This window comes from Natronospira elongata, assembly GCF_034931365.1.
In the GTDB taxonomy this organism is placed as follows: Bacteria; Pseudomonadota; Gammaproteobacteria; order Natronospirales; family Natronospiraceae; genus Natronospira; species Natronospira elongata.
The window spans coordinates 24,078-39,627 of the sequence record NZ_JAYGII010000024.1 but is presented as its reverse complement, the minus strand read 5'-3'; the positions used below and the strand labels follow the sequence as shown (position 1 = coordinate 39,627).

Here is a 15,550-nt window from a genome sequence, read left to right as displayed (position 1 = left end):
TAGACCCCTAGGCCTGAAGCTGGCAGCCCGCTAGCAGGAAACGGTACGGCCCAATGATGATAGCTCAGGAGCCTGTGGCCCGGAGGGAGCGTTTGGCGGGATCGTAGGCAAGGTTGGGGGCTAGCCAGCGCTCGGCTTCCTCCAGTGTCCAGCCCTTGCGTTCGGCATAGTCCTGGACCTGATCTCGGTCGATATTGCCGAGGCCGAAATAACGGGATTCGGGATGCGCGAAGTAGAAGCCCGAGACGGAGGCCCCTGGATCCATGGCATAGTTCTCCGTCAGGCGCATACCGGTGCGTCGCTCGGCATCCAGCAACGTCCACAGCGTGCCTTTCTCGCTGTGTTCGGGGCAGGCCGGGTAGCCGGGCGCCGGACGTATGCCCTGGTAGCGCTCACGAATCAGCGACTCATTGTCCAGTGTCTCCCCCGATGCGTATCCCCACAGTCGAGTCCGCACCTCCCGGTGTAGATACTCGGCGAAGGCCTCGGCCAGCCGATCCCCAAGGGCCTCGATCATGATGGCGTTGTAGTCGTCCCCGGCGGCCTTATAGGCCTGGCTGCGCTCGCTCACCTCCGGCCCGGCGGTCACTGCAAAGCCGCCGAACCAATCACCTCGGCCGGGCGGGGCGATGAAATCGGCCAGACAGAGATAGGGTTTGCCCGATGGGCGCTCGGATTGCTGGCGGAGAAAATGGAATCGGCACTGTTCCTGATCGCTCCCTTCCTCTGTCAGGACCCGCACATCGTCGCCGGCGCGTTCGGCCGGAAACAGGCCCACGACACCGCGCGGGCTGAGCCACTGCTCCTCCTCGATCCGATCGAGCATGGCTCGGGCCTCGTCCAGCAGTTGCCGGGCCGTTCCCCCCTTCTCCGGGTCATCGAGTATGCGGGGGTAACTGGCCTTGAGCTGCCAGGCATGGAAAAAGGGCGTCCAGTCGATGTATTCGCGCAAGGTGGCGACATCGGGACGAATGTCATGGAGGCCGGGCTGAGCGGGTCGCTGTGGCGACCAGCCGCGATCCGGCTCAAAGCGCCGTTGGCGCGCCTTCTCCAGCGGCAGCAGGCGACGGCGACTGTCCTTGCGGGCACGTTTCTCCCGGAGACGGGCCTGTTCGGCGGCCACTTCGTCCACGAAGCCACCCCGTTGCTCACGGTTCAACAACCGGGAGACCACCCCCACGGCCCGCGAGGCATCCTTGACGTGAACCACCGGCGCCCCGTACTCAGGCGCCACCCGCAATGCGGTATGGGTGGGCGAGGTGGTGGCACCACCGATGAGCAGGGGCAGACGGAAGTCCTGCCGTTCCATTTCCGCAGCGACCCGGCTCATTTCATCCAGGGACGGTGTAATCAGGCCGGACAGGCCGATGATATCCACCTCGTGCTTTCGGGCCTCGTCCAGGATCTTTTCGGCCGGTACCATGACCCCAAGGTCTATCACTTGGTAATTGTTGCACTGCAGAATGACGCCGACGATGTTCTTGCCAATGTCGTGGACATCGCCCTTGACGGTTGCCATCAGCACCTTGCCCTTGGCCCCTTCACGATCGTCTTTCTCAGCTTCAATATAGGGAATCAGCCAGGCCACCGCCTTTTTCATCACCCGGGCGGATTTGACCACCTGGGGCAGAAACATCCGGCCCGAGCCAAACAGGTCGCCCACCACGTTCATGCCATCCATGAGCGGGCCTTCGATCACATCCAGGGGATGGCTGGCCGCCTGACGGGCTTCTTCCACATCTGCCTCAATGTGCTCGACAATGCCGTGGACAAGGGCGTGTTCCAGGCGTTTGTCCACGTCCGCCTCGCGCCAGGCATGGTTGACCTTTTCCCGCTTGCCCTGACCACGGTAGTCGTCGGCAATCTCAAGCAGACGCTCGGTGGCATCCGGGCGGCGGTTGAGAATGACATCCTCCACCCGTTCTCGCAGTTCGGCCGGGATGTCCTCATACACCGTCAGCTGCCCGGCATTGACGATGGCCATATCCAGGCCCGCCTGGATGGCGTGGTAGAGAAAGACCGAGTGCATGGCTTCGCGAACGGGATTGTTGCCACGAAAGGAAAAGGAGACATTGGACAGGCCGCCGGACGTGAATACACCGGGCAGTTCCTGCTTGATCCGCCTGACCGCCTCGATGAAGGCCACCCCGTAGTCGTTGTGCTCTTCGATGCCGGTGGCCACGGCAAAGATATTGGGGTCGATGATGATGTCATTGGGCGCAAAACCGGCCTCTTCGGTGAGCAGCTTCACCGCCCGCCTGGCAATGGCCACCTTATGATCAACCGTTTCCGCCTGACCATCCTCATCAAAGGCCATCACCACCACGGCCGCACCATAGCGGCGAACCAGCCGCGCCTGATGAAGAAATTCCGCTTCCCCCTCCTTGAGGCTGATGGAGTTGACCACCGCCCGGCCCTGTACGCATTGCAGGCCCGCCTCGATTACCTCCCACTTTGAGGAATCGATCATGATCGGTACCCGTGCGATATCCGGTTCGGTCGCGATCAGATCGAGGAAGCGGCGCATGCATTCAACGCCGTCAAGCAGCCCGTCATCCATATTGATGTCTATGATCTGGGCGCCGCCCTCCACCTGTTGCCGTGCCACTTCCAGGGCCGTCTCGTAGTCTTCGGCCTCGATCAGTTTGCGGAAACGGGCCGAGCCTGTGACATTGGTGCGCTCACCGACATTGACGAAGCCCGTCTCCGGTCCCACCAGCAGCGGTTCCAGTCCGGACAGCCGCAGGCGGAATACCGTTTCATCACCCTGGTACCGCTCGTCCAGCATCAGGCAACACTCCGTTCTTTTCCTGTCAGCGGCCGCGGTGGTTTGTCAGCAACCGCCGCCGCGATTTGTCGAATATGTTCCGGGGTGGTGCCGCAACATCCACCAATGATGTTGACCAGCCGACTCTCGCCCCACTCGGCGATCAGCTCGGCCATGGTCTCCGGGTCTTGATCGTACTCACCGAGATCATTGGGCAGCCCGGCATTGGGATGGGCGCTGACGGCCACATCGGCAACCCGGCCGAGTTCGGCCACATACTGACGCAGTTGTTCTGCACCCAGGGCACAATTGAGGCCCACGCTGAAGGGGCGGGCGTGCATCACGCTGTGCCAGAACGCCTCGACCGTCTGACCCGACAGGGTGCGGCCGCTGGCGTCGGTGATCGTGGCCGAGATCATTACCGGCCAGCGACGGCCACGGGCTTCGAATGCCTCATCCAGGGCAAACAGGGCAGCCTTGGCATTGAGGGTGTCGAAGATGGTTTCCACCATGATCAGATCCACGCCCCCCTCGATCAGGCCATCAATGGCCTCGGCATAGGTGCTCACCAGATCGGGGAAGCGGACATTGCGCTTGGCCGGATCATTGACATCTGGCGAGATCGAGGCGGTCTGGTTGGTTGGCCCGAGTACACCGACTACCCAGCGATCATGGCCTGTAGCCGATGCCACTTCATCGGCCGCGGCCCGTGCCAGTTCCGCACCCACCCGATTGATCTCATGGCTCAGGTCTTCAAGGCCGTAGTCGGCCTGGGAGATGCGGTTGGCATTAAAGGTGTTGGTTTCAATGAGCTCGGCACCGGCTTCGAGATAATCCCGGTAAAGCTGCTGGATTTTTTCCGGCTGGGTCAGGTTGAGCAGATCATTATTGCCTGCCAGTTCGCTGGGGTGATCCCGGAAGCGCACACCCCGAAACGCGGCCTCGTCCAGTTTCAGATTCTGGATCATGGTCCCCATGCCACCATCGAGGACCAGAATCCTTTCCGCCATGCCTTGCTGAAGGGTCTCGAAACAGTCCTTGCTCACAGGCTTACCACCTCCTGATCGGTTTTCGGCTGCCGCACCTTGGCGCTGCTGTCTCCCCTTCCCGGACAGATTCCCAGCATGCGGCAGATTGCCTTGGTCAGGCGGGCTCGATTGAGGGTGTAGAAGTGGAATTCGCTGACGCCTTCTTCTTGCAGCCTCATGCACTGCTCGGAGGCCACGGTTGCGGCAACCAGTTGACGGGTTTCGGGGTCCTCGTCGAGCCCATCGAACAGACGCGCCAGCCAGCGCGGCACGGTGGCACCGCAGGCCTCGCTGAAGCGGGCCACGGTGGCGAAATTGGTCACCGGCAGGATCCCGGGCACGATGGGCACATCGATCCCGGCCGCCCGCACACGATCACGCCAGCGCAGGAAGACCTCGGTATCGAAAAAGTATTGGGTAATGATTCGGCTGGCACCGGCATCCACCTTGCGCTTGAGATAGGCCAATTCCTCTTCGGGCGAGGTGGCATCTGGGTGGACTTCCGGATAGCCGGCAACGCTGATATCAAAATCTCCCACCGAGCGCAGACCGGACACCAGGTCCGCGCCGCTGGCGAAACCATCGGGATGGGCCCTGAACCGGCTTTCGCCTTCGGGCGGATCGCCTCGCAAGGCAACGATGTTGCGCACGCCAATATCCAGGTAATCCCGGGCCACGGACAGGACCGACTCCCGGCTTGCACCTACGCAGGTCAGGTGAGCGGCGGGGGTAAGATTGGTCTCCCGCAGCACCCGCGCCACCGTCGCATGAGTGCGTTCCCGGGTGGACCCGCCAGCACCATAGGTGACCGAGACAAAGCGCGGATTGAGAGGCGCCAACTCCACGATGGCGGACCAGAGCCGGGCCTCCATCTTTTCTGTCTTGGGCGGAAAGAACTCAAAGGACACCCGCAGGCGTGCGTCCTTGTCTTCTGTCCAGCGTGTACAGGGAATGTCGCTCATGGTTCGGCTGCTCCCGTGGTTGAACGGGCGCCGATTGATTGGCTTGCGGGAACGGAATCGTGCCAGAGGCGGGAGTCGTCTTAGCGGCACTCACCGCTTTAGCTGTATTTCTAGAGCGCCCGCAAGCTGGATATCAAATCGGCGCTTTGTGATTTCAGCTTGGGGCAGGGGAGTCCTAATGTCAAGTTCGCTTTGGCATAAGGTGGGGTCTCTGATTGGTTGCGGTTGGGGGCTTCGATTGGGGTAGTACCCTTCGATATCGGTGACGGGGGGCGTCCCGGCTTCGGTCCTGGTGGCCTTGCTCAGGGACGTAGACCCATCCCTGGGGGCTCTGCACGCGACGTCCTGTCGCTCACAGCCCTGAGCAAGGCCACCAGGACCGAAGCCTACCCTTGGTGGTGGTCACCTAGGCCGGAACGCAAACAGTCACCGGCATCGAAGGGTCCTACATAGATCGAAGCCGGGACGCTCCCGTCACCGACACCGAAGGGTGCTAACTCAAGCAAAGCCGACACGCGAAGGGACTACCCAAGTCGAGCAGCCACCTCCCGACGGCAACGACGCAAAGCGGCGGCCATTTCCGTCCCGGACTGGAAGCGTTTCTCCGGCTTCTTCTCCAGCGCCCGTTTCACGATACGACCCATGCAGGGGGGCAGGTCGGGGCGTTGGCGGCAGACATTGGGGGTCTTGTCGTTGGCGATCTTGTAGAGCAGCGTGGCCAGGGGCTCGCCCTGGAAGGGCAATTCACCGCGCAGCAGTTGATACAGGGTCGCGCCCAGGGAAAACAGATCCGACCGCCCATCCACCTTGCGGCCCAGCACCTGCTCCGGCGACATATAAGAGGGGGTCCCCAGAATCGTGCCCGTCTTGGTGCGGCGGGAATCGGTCAGGCAGGCGACCCCGAAGTCGGTCAGTACCACCCGCTCCGCATCCGGCAACCAGATCATGTTGGCCGGCTTGATATCCCGGTGCACCACCCCCTGGCCGTGGGCATAATCCAGCGCTTCCGCCACCTGGATGATGATGTTGCAGACCTGAGTCGCCGGCAGCAGGCGGTCGGGCTCGGTATGGTCCTGCAGTCCGATGCCATCGAGAAAGTCCATGGCGATATAGGCCAGATCCGCTTCCTCGCCCACATCGTAGATGGTGACGATATTGGGATGCTGCAGCCGCCCGGCCGTTTCAGCCTCGCGGAAGAAGCGCTCTGTCACCTGCTCCAGATCAGCCCCTTCGAACTCCTGGGCCAGGGCCATGGTCTTGACCGCGACCGTGCGCCCGATACGCGGATCATGGCCCAGATAGACCACGCCCATGGCGCCCTTGCCGATTTCCCGCTTGATTTCATAGCGGCCCAGCATGGGTTTTTGGACGCCCTCCTCGTCCAGTACCAGGGTGCCACCCGGGCCGTTGCGCGGACCCAGGGCGGTCTTGGTTTCCAGCTCCGACAGCTTGGCGATCCGGGTCCGGGCGTCACGGAAGTCGGGCGAGTGTTCATCCAGCCAGCGCAGCACTGTCTGGGCGCGGGCAAACTCACGCCGGCGCTCCAGGTCCAGGGCTAGCTCGTAAAGGCTTTCCAGTACCGGGCCCCGGGGCTCACAGCGGCGCAGGCGCTCAAGGGCAGCGTCGGTCTGACCCTGGCGGCGCAGGGACTCGGCAAGTTGCCGGTTGGCCTCTGACAGCTCCATCAGAATGCCCTCGCGGCGATAATCCAGACGCCGCTTGGCCAGCAGGGCACCGTGACCGGCAATCAAGGCCATCAGCGGCATGGCAAGTTCCAGATGCAGCAGCCGGATGGTGGGCAGCAGCAATTGCAGGCCGAACAGGGCCAACACCAGCAGCAGCCCGGAGTAGACCCCCAGACTGAGGTTGAGTCGTGGCAGCACCAGGCTCAGCCAGCCCGCCACCAGCAGCAAACCAAGCCAGGGCGCCCAGGGGCCCCAGTCCGGCTGTTGGTAGAGATGTCCGGCATGGATGGCCGCTGCGTGTTCGGCGGTCAGACGGGTGACGGCTTTGCCGTCGATTTCCACCGGCCCGATCACGACCGCGTGATTGGCCAGTTGATCCGGGTCCAGCTCCCCGCTCAGCAGCTGCTCAAAGTCCAGACGGGGCAGGGGGAGTTGATCGGGCCGGTAGGGAAAGGGGCGGAAGTGGTAGTGATTGTCGGCGACCTCGGCGAGCTGCCGGCTGCTCGCCCATTGTCCGTCCAGGCGTGCCGCCAGTTGTAGCGATAGGGCGGGCAGAAGCCCTTCCCCCATTTTCAGGGCGGCGTGAAAGCGGCCGTGCTCACCGAGGGGAGTGAAACCGGCCGCGCTGGTGCCGCTGGCCTCCTGAGGCAGCAGCACGCGGCCGCCGGGGACCTGCCCCGGCTTGAGGCCCAGTTGCTGCTGCAGCCGCGCCAGCCAGCCCGTCTCACTCTCGGGCGGCGTCAGGCTGCTGCCGAGAAGATAATGGGGGAGACCGGACAGGGGGCGAGATGTCCCCGGCTGGGCCGACAGTCCCAGTAGCCAGCCTGCTTCCATGCTGCCGTTGCCGTCGGACCACCAGCCATCGGAACTTTCTGCCGCCGGCAATTTCCAGCCGGCGGGCAGCAGCACGACGACTTCCTCGGCGCCCGCTTTGCGGGCCTGTCCGATGGCCAGACGAAGCTGCTCGCCGAAATGGTCGGCATCGCCATGGGCCTTGAGGTCATCGACTTCCACGATCGCGATGTCGGCCTCGGGAGCGCGCGGTGTGGCCAGGGCCGTGCCCCAGTGGGTGATGCGGGCATCCAGTCCCTGCCAGCTTCCGGCCAGCCCGCCCACGCCCACGAGCAGGCAAAGGAGCAGGGCCAGCAAGCCGTCCCGCTGTCTGGATCGATCAAGCACAGTCTTCCCCCTGGCGCCTGGCGGCCCGTCAGCGCCGCCCCAGCTTATCCTGGCTAGAGTAAAGGAGCTTGCGCCGCTTTGACAGCCATCTGCCCGGCGGTCTGCTATCTTCAACCCACCAGACCCCTTCACTGCTGGAGGAACTATGCGCAAGTCATCCCCCTTTTTCGCCCTGATAGCTGGCGCCGCGTTCACGCTGCTTGTTGCACCGCTGCCGGCCTGGGATCGGGTCGAGACGGATCAACGCCTCAGCCGCTCCAATGTGCTCGCCACCGGGGCCATGGCGGCCACCAGCCAGCCTCTGGCTACCCAGGCGGCCTTGCAGGTCATGCGTGACGGGGGCAATGCGGTGGATGCGGCCATCGCCGCCAATGCCATGCTGGGTTTGACCGAGCCCACCGGCAATGGCATCGGCGGTGATCTCTTCGCCATCGTCTGGGACGCCGACAGCGAGGCCCTTTACGGGCTCAATGCCAGTGGCCGCGCACCCATGGATATGACCCGGGAGTGGTTTGAAGAAAACGGTTACGATCGGATTCCCCAGCGTGGCCCCCTGCCGGTGTCCGTGCCCGGTGCCGTGGACGGTTGGTTCGAGCTTCACGACCGCTTCGGTCGAGCCAGCATGGAAGACATTCTGGGCCCCGCCATCCACTATGCCGAGAACGGCTTCCCGGTGACCGAGGTGATTGCCTATTACTGGGCGCGCAACGCCGAGATCCTGAAGGAGTACGAGAACTTCCCGGAAGTCTTCATGCCCGAAGGCCGTGCCCCCCGAACCGGGGAAATATTCCGCAACCCGGATCTGGCCAACACCATGCGGCTGCTGGTGGAGGAGGGTCGGGAGGCCTTCTATGAGGGAGAGATTGCCGAGGCCATCGCCGACTACATGGAACGCCAGGGAGGTTTTCTCACTGTCGAGGACATGGCCGCCCACGAGTCCACCTGGGTGGACCCGGTCTCCAGCAGCTATCGCGGTCATGAAGTCTGGCAGCTACCCCCCAATACCCAGGGTATTGCCGCGCTTCAGATTCTCAATATTCTCGAGCACTGGGACCTGTCTGAGCTGAGCCTGGATGATCCGGATTACATCCACCTCTTCGTGGAGGCGAAAAAGCTCGCCTTCGAGGACCGGGCCCGTTTCTATGTCGACCCGGCGTTCAGCGATGTGCCGGTGGCGGAGCTGATCTCCAAGGAATATGCCGAGCAACGTCGGGCCCTGATCGACCCCGAACAGGCCGCCGATTCCTTTCCCGCCGGCGACCCGCGCCTCAATGACGCGGATACCATTTATCTCACCACCGCCGATGAAGACGGCAATATGGTGTCACTCATCCAGAGTAATTACCGCGGCATGGGCTCGGGCATGACCCCGGACGGGGTGGGTTTCGTGCTCCAGAACCGGGCGGAGATGTTCAATCTGGACGCTGACCATGCCAACAGCCTGGAACCGGGCAAGCGCCCTTTCCATACCATCATTCCGGCCTTTGTCACCCGTGATGGCGAGCCCTGGATGAGTTTTGGCGTCATGGGGGGCGGCCTTCAGCCCCAGGCTCACGCCCAGATTTTGATCAACATGATCGATTTCGGCATGGGTCTGCAGGAGGCGGGTGACGCCCCGCGCATCTCTCATGTGGGCAGCTCCCAGCCGGAGGGCGATGTGATGGAAGACGGTGGCACCGTGCAGCTGGAAACCGGCTTCTCGGCGGAAACCGTTGAAGCCCTCCGGAAGCGTGGCCACGAGGTGGTCGTGGGCGAGGGCTTCTTTGGCGGCTACCAGGCCATCATGCGCGACCCCGATACCGGGGTCTGGTACGGCGCCTCGGAACCTCGCAAGGATGGTCAGGCTGCGGGCTATTGATCAGAGCCTCCCTGGCCGCTGCCAGTCTCTCGAAAGCCTGTGGCACAATGCCGACAGACCTTCTGGCAACAATAAAAAAAGGAAACCGGTATGAGTGCTCGATACCCGCGTGATTCCTGGGCTACTCGATCCGAAGTCTTCGCAGGCAACGGCATGGCGGCGACCAGCCAGCCCCTGGCCTCCCAGGCCGCCCTGGCGGTGCTCCAGGAAGGCGGGTCGGCAGTGGATGCGGCCATTGCCGCCAATGCCGTGCAATGCGTTGTGGAGCCCACCGGCGCCGGGCTGGGGGGCGATCTGTTTGCCATGGTCTGGGATCCCAGCGGCAAACGTTTGCGTGGTTTGAATGCCAGCGGCGGTGCCCCCGCGGCGGCCACCCGCAGCTGGTTCGAGGGCAAGGGCCACAAGCAGATCCCCGACCAGGGCCCCCTGTCCGTGAGCGTGCCGGGCATGGTGCGCGGCTGGGAGTCATTGCATGGAGAATTCGGTCGGCTGCCCCTGCGCCGATTGTTGCAGCCGGCCGCGAGTCTCGCCCGGGACGGTTTCCCGGTTTCCGAAATCATTGCCGGCGAGTGGGCGGCCGAAGGCAAGCGCCTGGCCGAGCAGCCCGGCTTTGCCGGGACTTTCCTGCCCGCCGGGCGTGCGCCACGAAAGGGGGAGCGTTTTCGCAACCCGGGTCTGGCCAGGCTACTGGAAAGCATCGCCAATGACGGGCCCGGCGTCTTCTACCAGGGCCCGGCCGCTCGCAACATGGCCGAGACCGTGCAGCAGGCTGGTGGCCTGCTGGCAGAGCAGGACCTGGCCGGCTACCAGGCGGAGTGGGTGGAGCCGGTGTCGGTGGATTTCATGGGCAAGACGGTCTGGCAGTTGCCACCCAATGGCCAGGGTATTGCCGCCTTGCAGATGCTCAAGCTGATCGAGCCCTGGGATCTGAAACATGCCGGCTTCGGCAGTCCCGAGCACGTCCATCTGCTGGTGGAGGCCAAGAAACTGGCCTTTGCTGATCGCGCCCGCTATTACGCGGACCCGGCCTTCGAATCCTCCGCGGTCAGTGGTCTGCTGGACAAGGCCTATATCGATCAGCGCCGCAGATTAATCGACGAGTCCAGGGCGGCTACCCAGGTGGCTGCCGGTGAGCCCAGGCTGGATCGGGGCGATACCGTCTATCTGAGCACCGCCGACAGTGACGGCATGATGGTTTCGCTGATTCAGAGCAATTACATGGGCATGGGTTCCGGGGTGGTGCCGGTGGGTCTGGGCTTCTCGCTCCAGAATCGAGGTGCCCTGTTCAGCCTCGAGGCCGGCCATCCCAATGTCATTGCCCCCGGCAAGCGGCCCTTCCACACCATCATGCCGGGTTTTGTCACCCGTGAGGGCGAGCCCTGGCTCAGCTTCGGTGTCATGGGCGGGGCCATGCAGCCCCAGGCCCAGGTTCAGGTCCTGCTCAATCTGCTGGTCTTCGGCATGAACCTCCAGGCCGCCGGGGATGCCCCGCGCATTCGTCATGACGGCAGCGCGGGGCCCACCGGCAAGCCCGCCGCCGAGGATGGCGGCACGGTCAATCTGGAGCCCGGCTTCCCGGAGGGCACCGCCGATGCGCTCGGCAATCGCGGCCACCGGGTGCAGGTGGGCCAGGGTCATTTCGGCGGCTATCAGGCCATTGCCTACAATCCCGTGGATCGCATCTGGCGGGGGGCTTCGGAATACCGCAAGGACGGTCAGGCCTCGGGTTACTAGTGACCATACCCCATATGGGTGATGCCGCCCGGCTCAATGACGTCTAGACTGATATTGGGGGCGTCCTTGATTGCCGTGGCCTGGGCCAGGGAGATCGGCGAGGGATGCCGGTCTTGCTGTTGCTCGAGGTGGCCCATGGCTTATTCGATTTCACGCGGTTTGGTTTTTCTTCTTGTCTTCCTCTTCATTGCCATGCTGAACGGCTGTGCCGTCACACCGCAGCAAACGGAATACGAGATCACCTCCGATCCGCCCGGCGCCCGAATTTACCGCGGTAACAGCCCCGACAATCTGCGTTACTACGTCACCACGCCTTATCGGGATGTGACCAGCCAATCCAAACAGTGGTCACAGGATTATTTTCGCGCCAAGAAGGATGGTTATGAGCCCAGCGCGGTCCATCACCAGCCCACATTTCCCATGGGCCATCCCACTCGCATCCACTTTCGCCTGGAATCTCAGGGCAATGAACAGGACCTGGCCCCCTATCGCCGCCGAGATACCCTTTCTGCCTACGAGGAGTTCCTGGAGCGTTACCCCTCCAGTCCCCTGAGGGAGGAGGTATTCGGCTACATGGTGGCATTGATTGAAGCCCGTCCCGATCCCCTGCCTTACTACGATTCGCTTACCGACGAATTCCCCGATGCGGCGCAGGCGCTGCCCGAGGACCAGCAATTGCTTTTCCTGGGGCCCGCCGATCTCAAGGTTCATCATCTGGTCCAGTATCTGGACGACGGCGTTGGTGTCCCCATTCTGATTCAGCAGGTTTTCAACGAAGAAGGCGACTACGGTGACCTGGACATGGCCGACGTTCGGGGTCTGGGAGAACTGGGGCTGCCGGATGAGCTGATCGGGGCCATGATGCAATCCACCCGGGAGGCCCGTCGGGCCGCGGCCCGGGAGCAGTCATCGACGGCCCGCCAGACTGCGCCTGCCGCGGCGAGTCAGGCAGGCCCCTCGGCCCCGCAGGGGGCCCACCAGGGGGCGGAGCAGGACAGCAATATGCCGGCTGAGTGTGTCAGTCTGGCAGCCGCTCTGGCGGCCTGTGACCAGGTTGGCGGCTTTGGCGGCATGGCCTGCCGGGCCACCGCCCGGGGCCGATTCGACTGCCCGATTCCCATCGATCAGTTGCGCTAGGCTCGCTGGTCGGAAATCCGTCTCCGGCTGGTCCTGGGCCGGCCGGAGACGGTAAAATGGCCTGTTCTCCGAAGCCAACGAGCACGCCGCAAACATGGCCATGATCCGCGTCCAGGGTGCCCGCACCCACAACCTCCAGAACATCGATGTCGAGCTGCCCCGCGATCAATTGATCGTCATCACCGGCCTGTCCGGCTCGGGCAAGTCATCGCTGGCTTTCGATACCATTTACGCGGAAGGTCAGCGCCGCTATGTGGAGTCCCTCTCCACCTATGCGCGCCAGTTCCTGTCGATGATGGAAAAGCCCGATATCGACGATATCGAGGGCCTCTCGCCGGCCATTTCCATCGAGCAGAAGTCCACCTCCCACAATCCCCGTTCCACCGTGGGCACGGTGACCGAGATTCACGATTACCTGCGCCTGCTCTACGCCCGTGCCGGCCAGCCCCGCTGCCCCGACCATGACATCACCCTGGATGCCCAGACCATCAGCCAGATGGTGGATCAGGTGCTGGGCCTGCCGGAGGGGAGCAAATGCATGCTGCTGGCGCCGGTGGTGGACAATCGCAAGGGCGAGCATGTGCAGCTATTGCAGGAGCTGCGGGCCCAGGGCTTTATCCGGGCCCGGATCAATGGCGAGGTGGTGGAGCTGGACAATCCACCCAAGCTGGATCTGCGCCGCAAGCACAGCATCGAAGTGGTGGTGGATCGCTTTCGGGTCCGTGATGATCTGGCCCTGCGTCTGTCGGAGTCCTTCGAGACCGCACTGGGGCTGGCGGATGGCAGTGCCCGGGTGGCCTTCATGGATGAGCCGGAGCGGGAACCGCTGATCTTCTCCGAGAAGTTTGCCTGCCCGGAATGCGGTTACAGCCTGAGCGAGCTGGAGCCGCGACTGTTTTCCTTCAACAATCCCAATGGCGCCTGTCCCAGTTGTGATGGCCTGGGGGTCAACCAGTATTTCGATCCCGAGCGGGTGGTCCGAGACCGGGAGTTGAGTCTGGCCGGCGGCGCGGTGCGTGGCTGGGACCGTCGCAACCCCTATTACTGGCGTCTGATTCAGTCCCTGTCCGAGCACTACGGCTTTGACCCGGAGACGCCCTTTGGCGAGCTCGACGAGGCCGTGCAGCAGGCCCTGCTGTGGGGCAGTGGCGAGGAAGAGATTGCCTTTCGTTATCCCAGCCAGCGTGGTGGCACGGTGCTTCGCCACCATCCCTTCGAGGGTGTGCTGCCCAATATGCAGCGCCGTTATCGGGAGACCGAGTCCAGCATGGTGCGCGAGGAACTGGCCCGCTATGTGAGCAGCCGTTCCTGCCCCGAATGCCACGGCAGCCGCCTCAACCGTTCCGCCCGCCATGTCTTCGTGGCCGAGCGCAGTCTCCCGGAAATCTCCCGTCTGTCCGTGGGTGAAGCCACGGGCTTCTTCAAGGGTCTCAAACTGCCCGGCAAGCGCGGCAAGATCGCCGAGAAGATTCTCAAGGAAATCATCGAACGGCTGGGCTTTCTGGTGGATGTGGGCCTGGATTATCTCAGTCTGGAGCGCAGCGCCGAGACCCTGTCCGGCGGCGAGGCCCAGCGCATCCGCCTGGCCAGCCAGATCGGCTCCGGTCTGGTGGGAGTGATGTATATCCTCGACGAACCCTCCATCGGCCTGCACCAGCGGGACAACAAGCGCCTGCTGAATACCCTGACCCGCCTCCGGGATCTGGGCAATACCGTCATCGTGGTCGAGCATGATGAGGAAGCCATTCGAAGTGCCGACCATGTACTGGACATGGGGCCGGGTGCCGGGGTCCACGGTGGCCGCATCGTTGCCCAGGGCAAACCGGAAGATGTGGAGTCCAACAGTGCCTCTCTCACCGGGCAGTATCTGTCCGGTCATCGCCGTATTGAAATACCGGAACAGCGCAAGCCGATCGAGTCCCGCCGGGAGCTGCGGATTAATGGTGCCCGCGGCAACAACCTTCGCAATGTGGATGTCACCCTGCCGCTTGGCGTAATGACCTGTGTGACCGGCGTTTCCGGCTCCGGTAAGTCCACGCTCATCAATGACACTCTCTACAAGTACCTCGCCCGGGAAATGAACAAGGCCTCGGTAACCCCGGCCCCCTGTGACGGTATTGAAGGCCTGGACCATGTGGACAAGGTCATTGATATTGACCAGAGTCCCATTGGCCGCACACCCCGCTCCAATCCGGCGACCTACACGGGCCTGTTTACGCCCATCCGTGAGCTGTTCGCCGGCACCCAGGAGTCCCGCTCACGCGGTTACAAGCCGGGCCGCTTCAGCTTCAACGTCAAGGGCGGTCGCTGCGAGGCCTGTCAGGGTGATGGCGTGATCAAGGTAGAGATGCATTTTCTGCCGGATGTCTATGTGCCCTGTGATGTCTGTCATGGTGCCCGCTACAACCGTGAGACCCTGGATATTCGTTACAAGGGGTTGAATATTTCCGAGGTACTGGAATTGACGGTGGAGGACGCGCTGGATTTCTTCAGTGCCGTGCCGTCACTCAAGCGCAAGCTTCAGACTTTGATGGATGTGGGTCTGTCCTATATCCGCCTGGGTCAGAATGCCACCACCCTGTCCGGGGGCGAGGCCCAGCGGGTGAAGCTTGCCCGGGAGCTGTCCAAGCGGGATACGGGCAAGACTCTTTATATTCTTGATGAGCCCACCACCGGTCTGCATTTTCACGACATCAATCAATTGCTGGGTGTGCTGCGCAAGCTGCGGGAGAATGGCAATAGCGTGGTGGTGATCGAGCACAATCTGGATGTGATCAAGACGGCGGATTGGATCATCGACATGGGCCCCGAGGGTGGCAGCGGTGGTGGCACCGTAGTGGCCACGGGAACACCCGAAGAGGTGGCCACCCACCCAAGCTCTCACACCGGCCGCTTCCTGGCCGAGATCCTGGAACAGACCCAGAGACAGGCTGCCCGGGCCAAGACCTCTTAGTTTGGACTGCGGTTTCGGTCAGGGGAGGACCCTTCGACGTCGGTGACTGATGCGTTCCGGCCTTGGAGCCGACAGGGCCTACCTTTGGTGGTGATCACCTGGGCCGTGCTTGCTGAAGATGTATTCAGATATCTGAGCAGGTTGGCTTCGATTCGCCAGGTGTAATCGCGGCTAAAGCCGCTCCCACGATGTCTGTAACGTATGTCGAAGCCGTGGTGGGAGCGGCTTTAGCCGCGATTAAAAGCCT

At 63.0% G+C, this 15,550-nt stretch carries 7 protein-coding genes and 1 pseudogene; 4 read left to right on the top strand and 4 right to left on the bottom strand.

The genetic code is table 11. The features are described 5' to 3' along the window. Positions 1 to 64 precede the first annotated feature (64 nt). From metH to VCB98_RS10450, 3 genes and pseudogenes are all read right to left on the bottom strand, one after another. Positions 65 to 3,777 (bottom strand): annotated as a pseudogene (metH, locus tag VCB98_RS10460) (methionine synthase). A gap of 32 nt (positions 3,778 to 3,809) precedes the next feature. Further along, entirely contained in the window at positions 3,810 to 4,757 is a 948-nt protein-coding gene (gene metF / locus VCB98_RS10455; RefSeq protein WP_346052380.1) for a methylenetetrahydrofolate reductase [NAD(P)H], read from the bottom strand. 524 nt (positions 4,758 to 5,281) lie between these two features. After that, complete coding sequence (locus VCB98_RS10450) at positions 5,282 to 7,621, bottom strand: protein kinase domain-containing protein (RefSeq protein ID WP_346052378.1); 2,340 nt, start codon at positions 7,619 to 7,621, stop codon at positions 5,282 to 5,284. A 145-nt stretch (positions 7,622 to 7,766) separates the two neighbouring features. Between VCB98_RS10450 and ggt (VCB98_RS10445) the strand changes: the two genes are divergently transcribed. Then, positions 7,767 to 9,479 carry a gamma-glutamyltransferase gene (gene ggt / locus VCB98_RS10445; protein WP_346052376.1) on the top strand — a complete coding sequence of 571 codons (1,713 nt, stop codon included), beginning with the start codon at positions 7,767 to 7,769 and terminating at the stop codon, positions 9,477 to 9,479. A 90-nt stretch (positions 9,480 to 9,569) separates the two neighbouring features. Then, positions 9,570 to 11,213, top strand: a complete 1,644-nt coding sequence (ggt, locus tag VCB98_RS10440) for a gamma-glutamyltransferase (RefSeq protein WP_346052374.1) — start codon at positions 9,570 to 9,572, stop codon at positions 11,211 to 11,213. Here the strand turns inward: ggt (VCB98_RS10440) and VCB98_RS10435 are convergent. Further along, on the bottom strand, positions 11,210 to 11,350 hold the full coding sequence (locus VCB98_RS10435; RefSeq protein ID WP_346052372.1) for a hypothetical protein: 141 nt from the start codon (positions 11,348 to 11,350) through the stop codon (positions 11,210 to 11,212). The genes ggt (VCB98_RS10440) and VCB98_RS10435 overlap by 4 nt on opposite strands. On the opposite strand from VCB98_RS10435, the gene VCB98_RS10430 reads away from it, so the two are divergent. Together VCB98_RS10430 and uvrA are read left to right on the top strand one after the other, a co-directional pair. Then, entirely contained in the window at positions 11,349 to 12,350 is a 1,002-nt protein-coding gene (locus VCB98_RS10430; protein WP_346052370.1) for a hypothetical protein, read from the top strand. The genes VCB98_RS10435 and VCB98_RS10430 overlap by 2 nt on opposite strands. 94 nt (positions 12,351 to 12,444) lie before the next feature. Further along, a complete protein-coding gene (uvrA, locus tag VCB98_RS10425) occupies positions 12,445 to 15,303 on the top strand; it encodes an excinuclease ABC subunit UvrA (RefSeq protein ID WP_346052367.1) in 2,859 nt (952 codons plus the stop codon). Positions 15,304 to 15,550 lie beyond the last annotated feature (247 nt).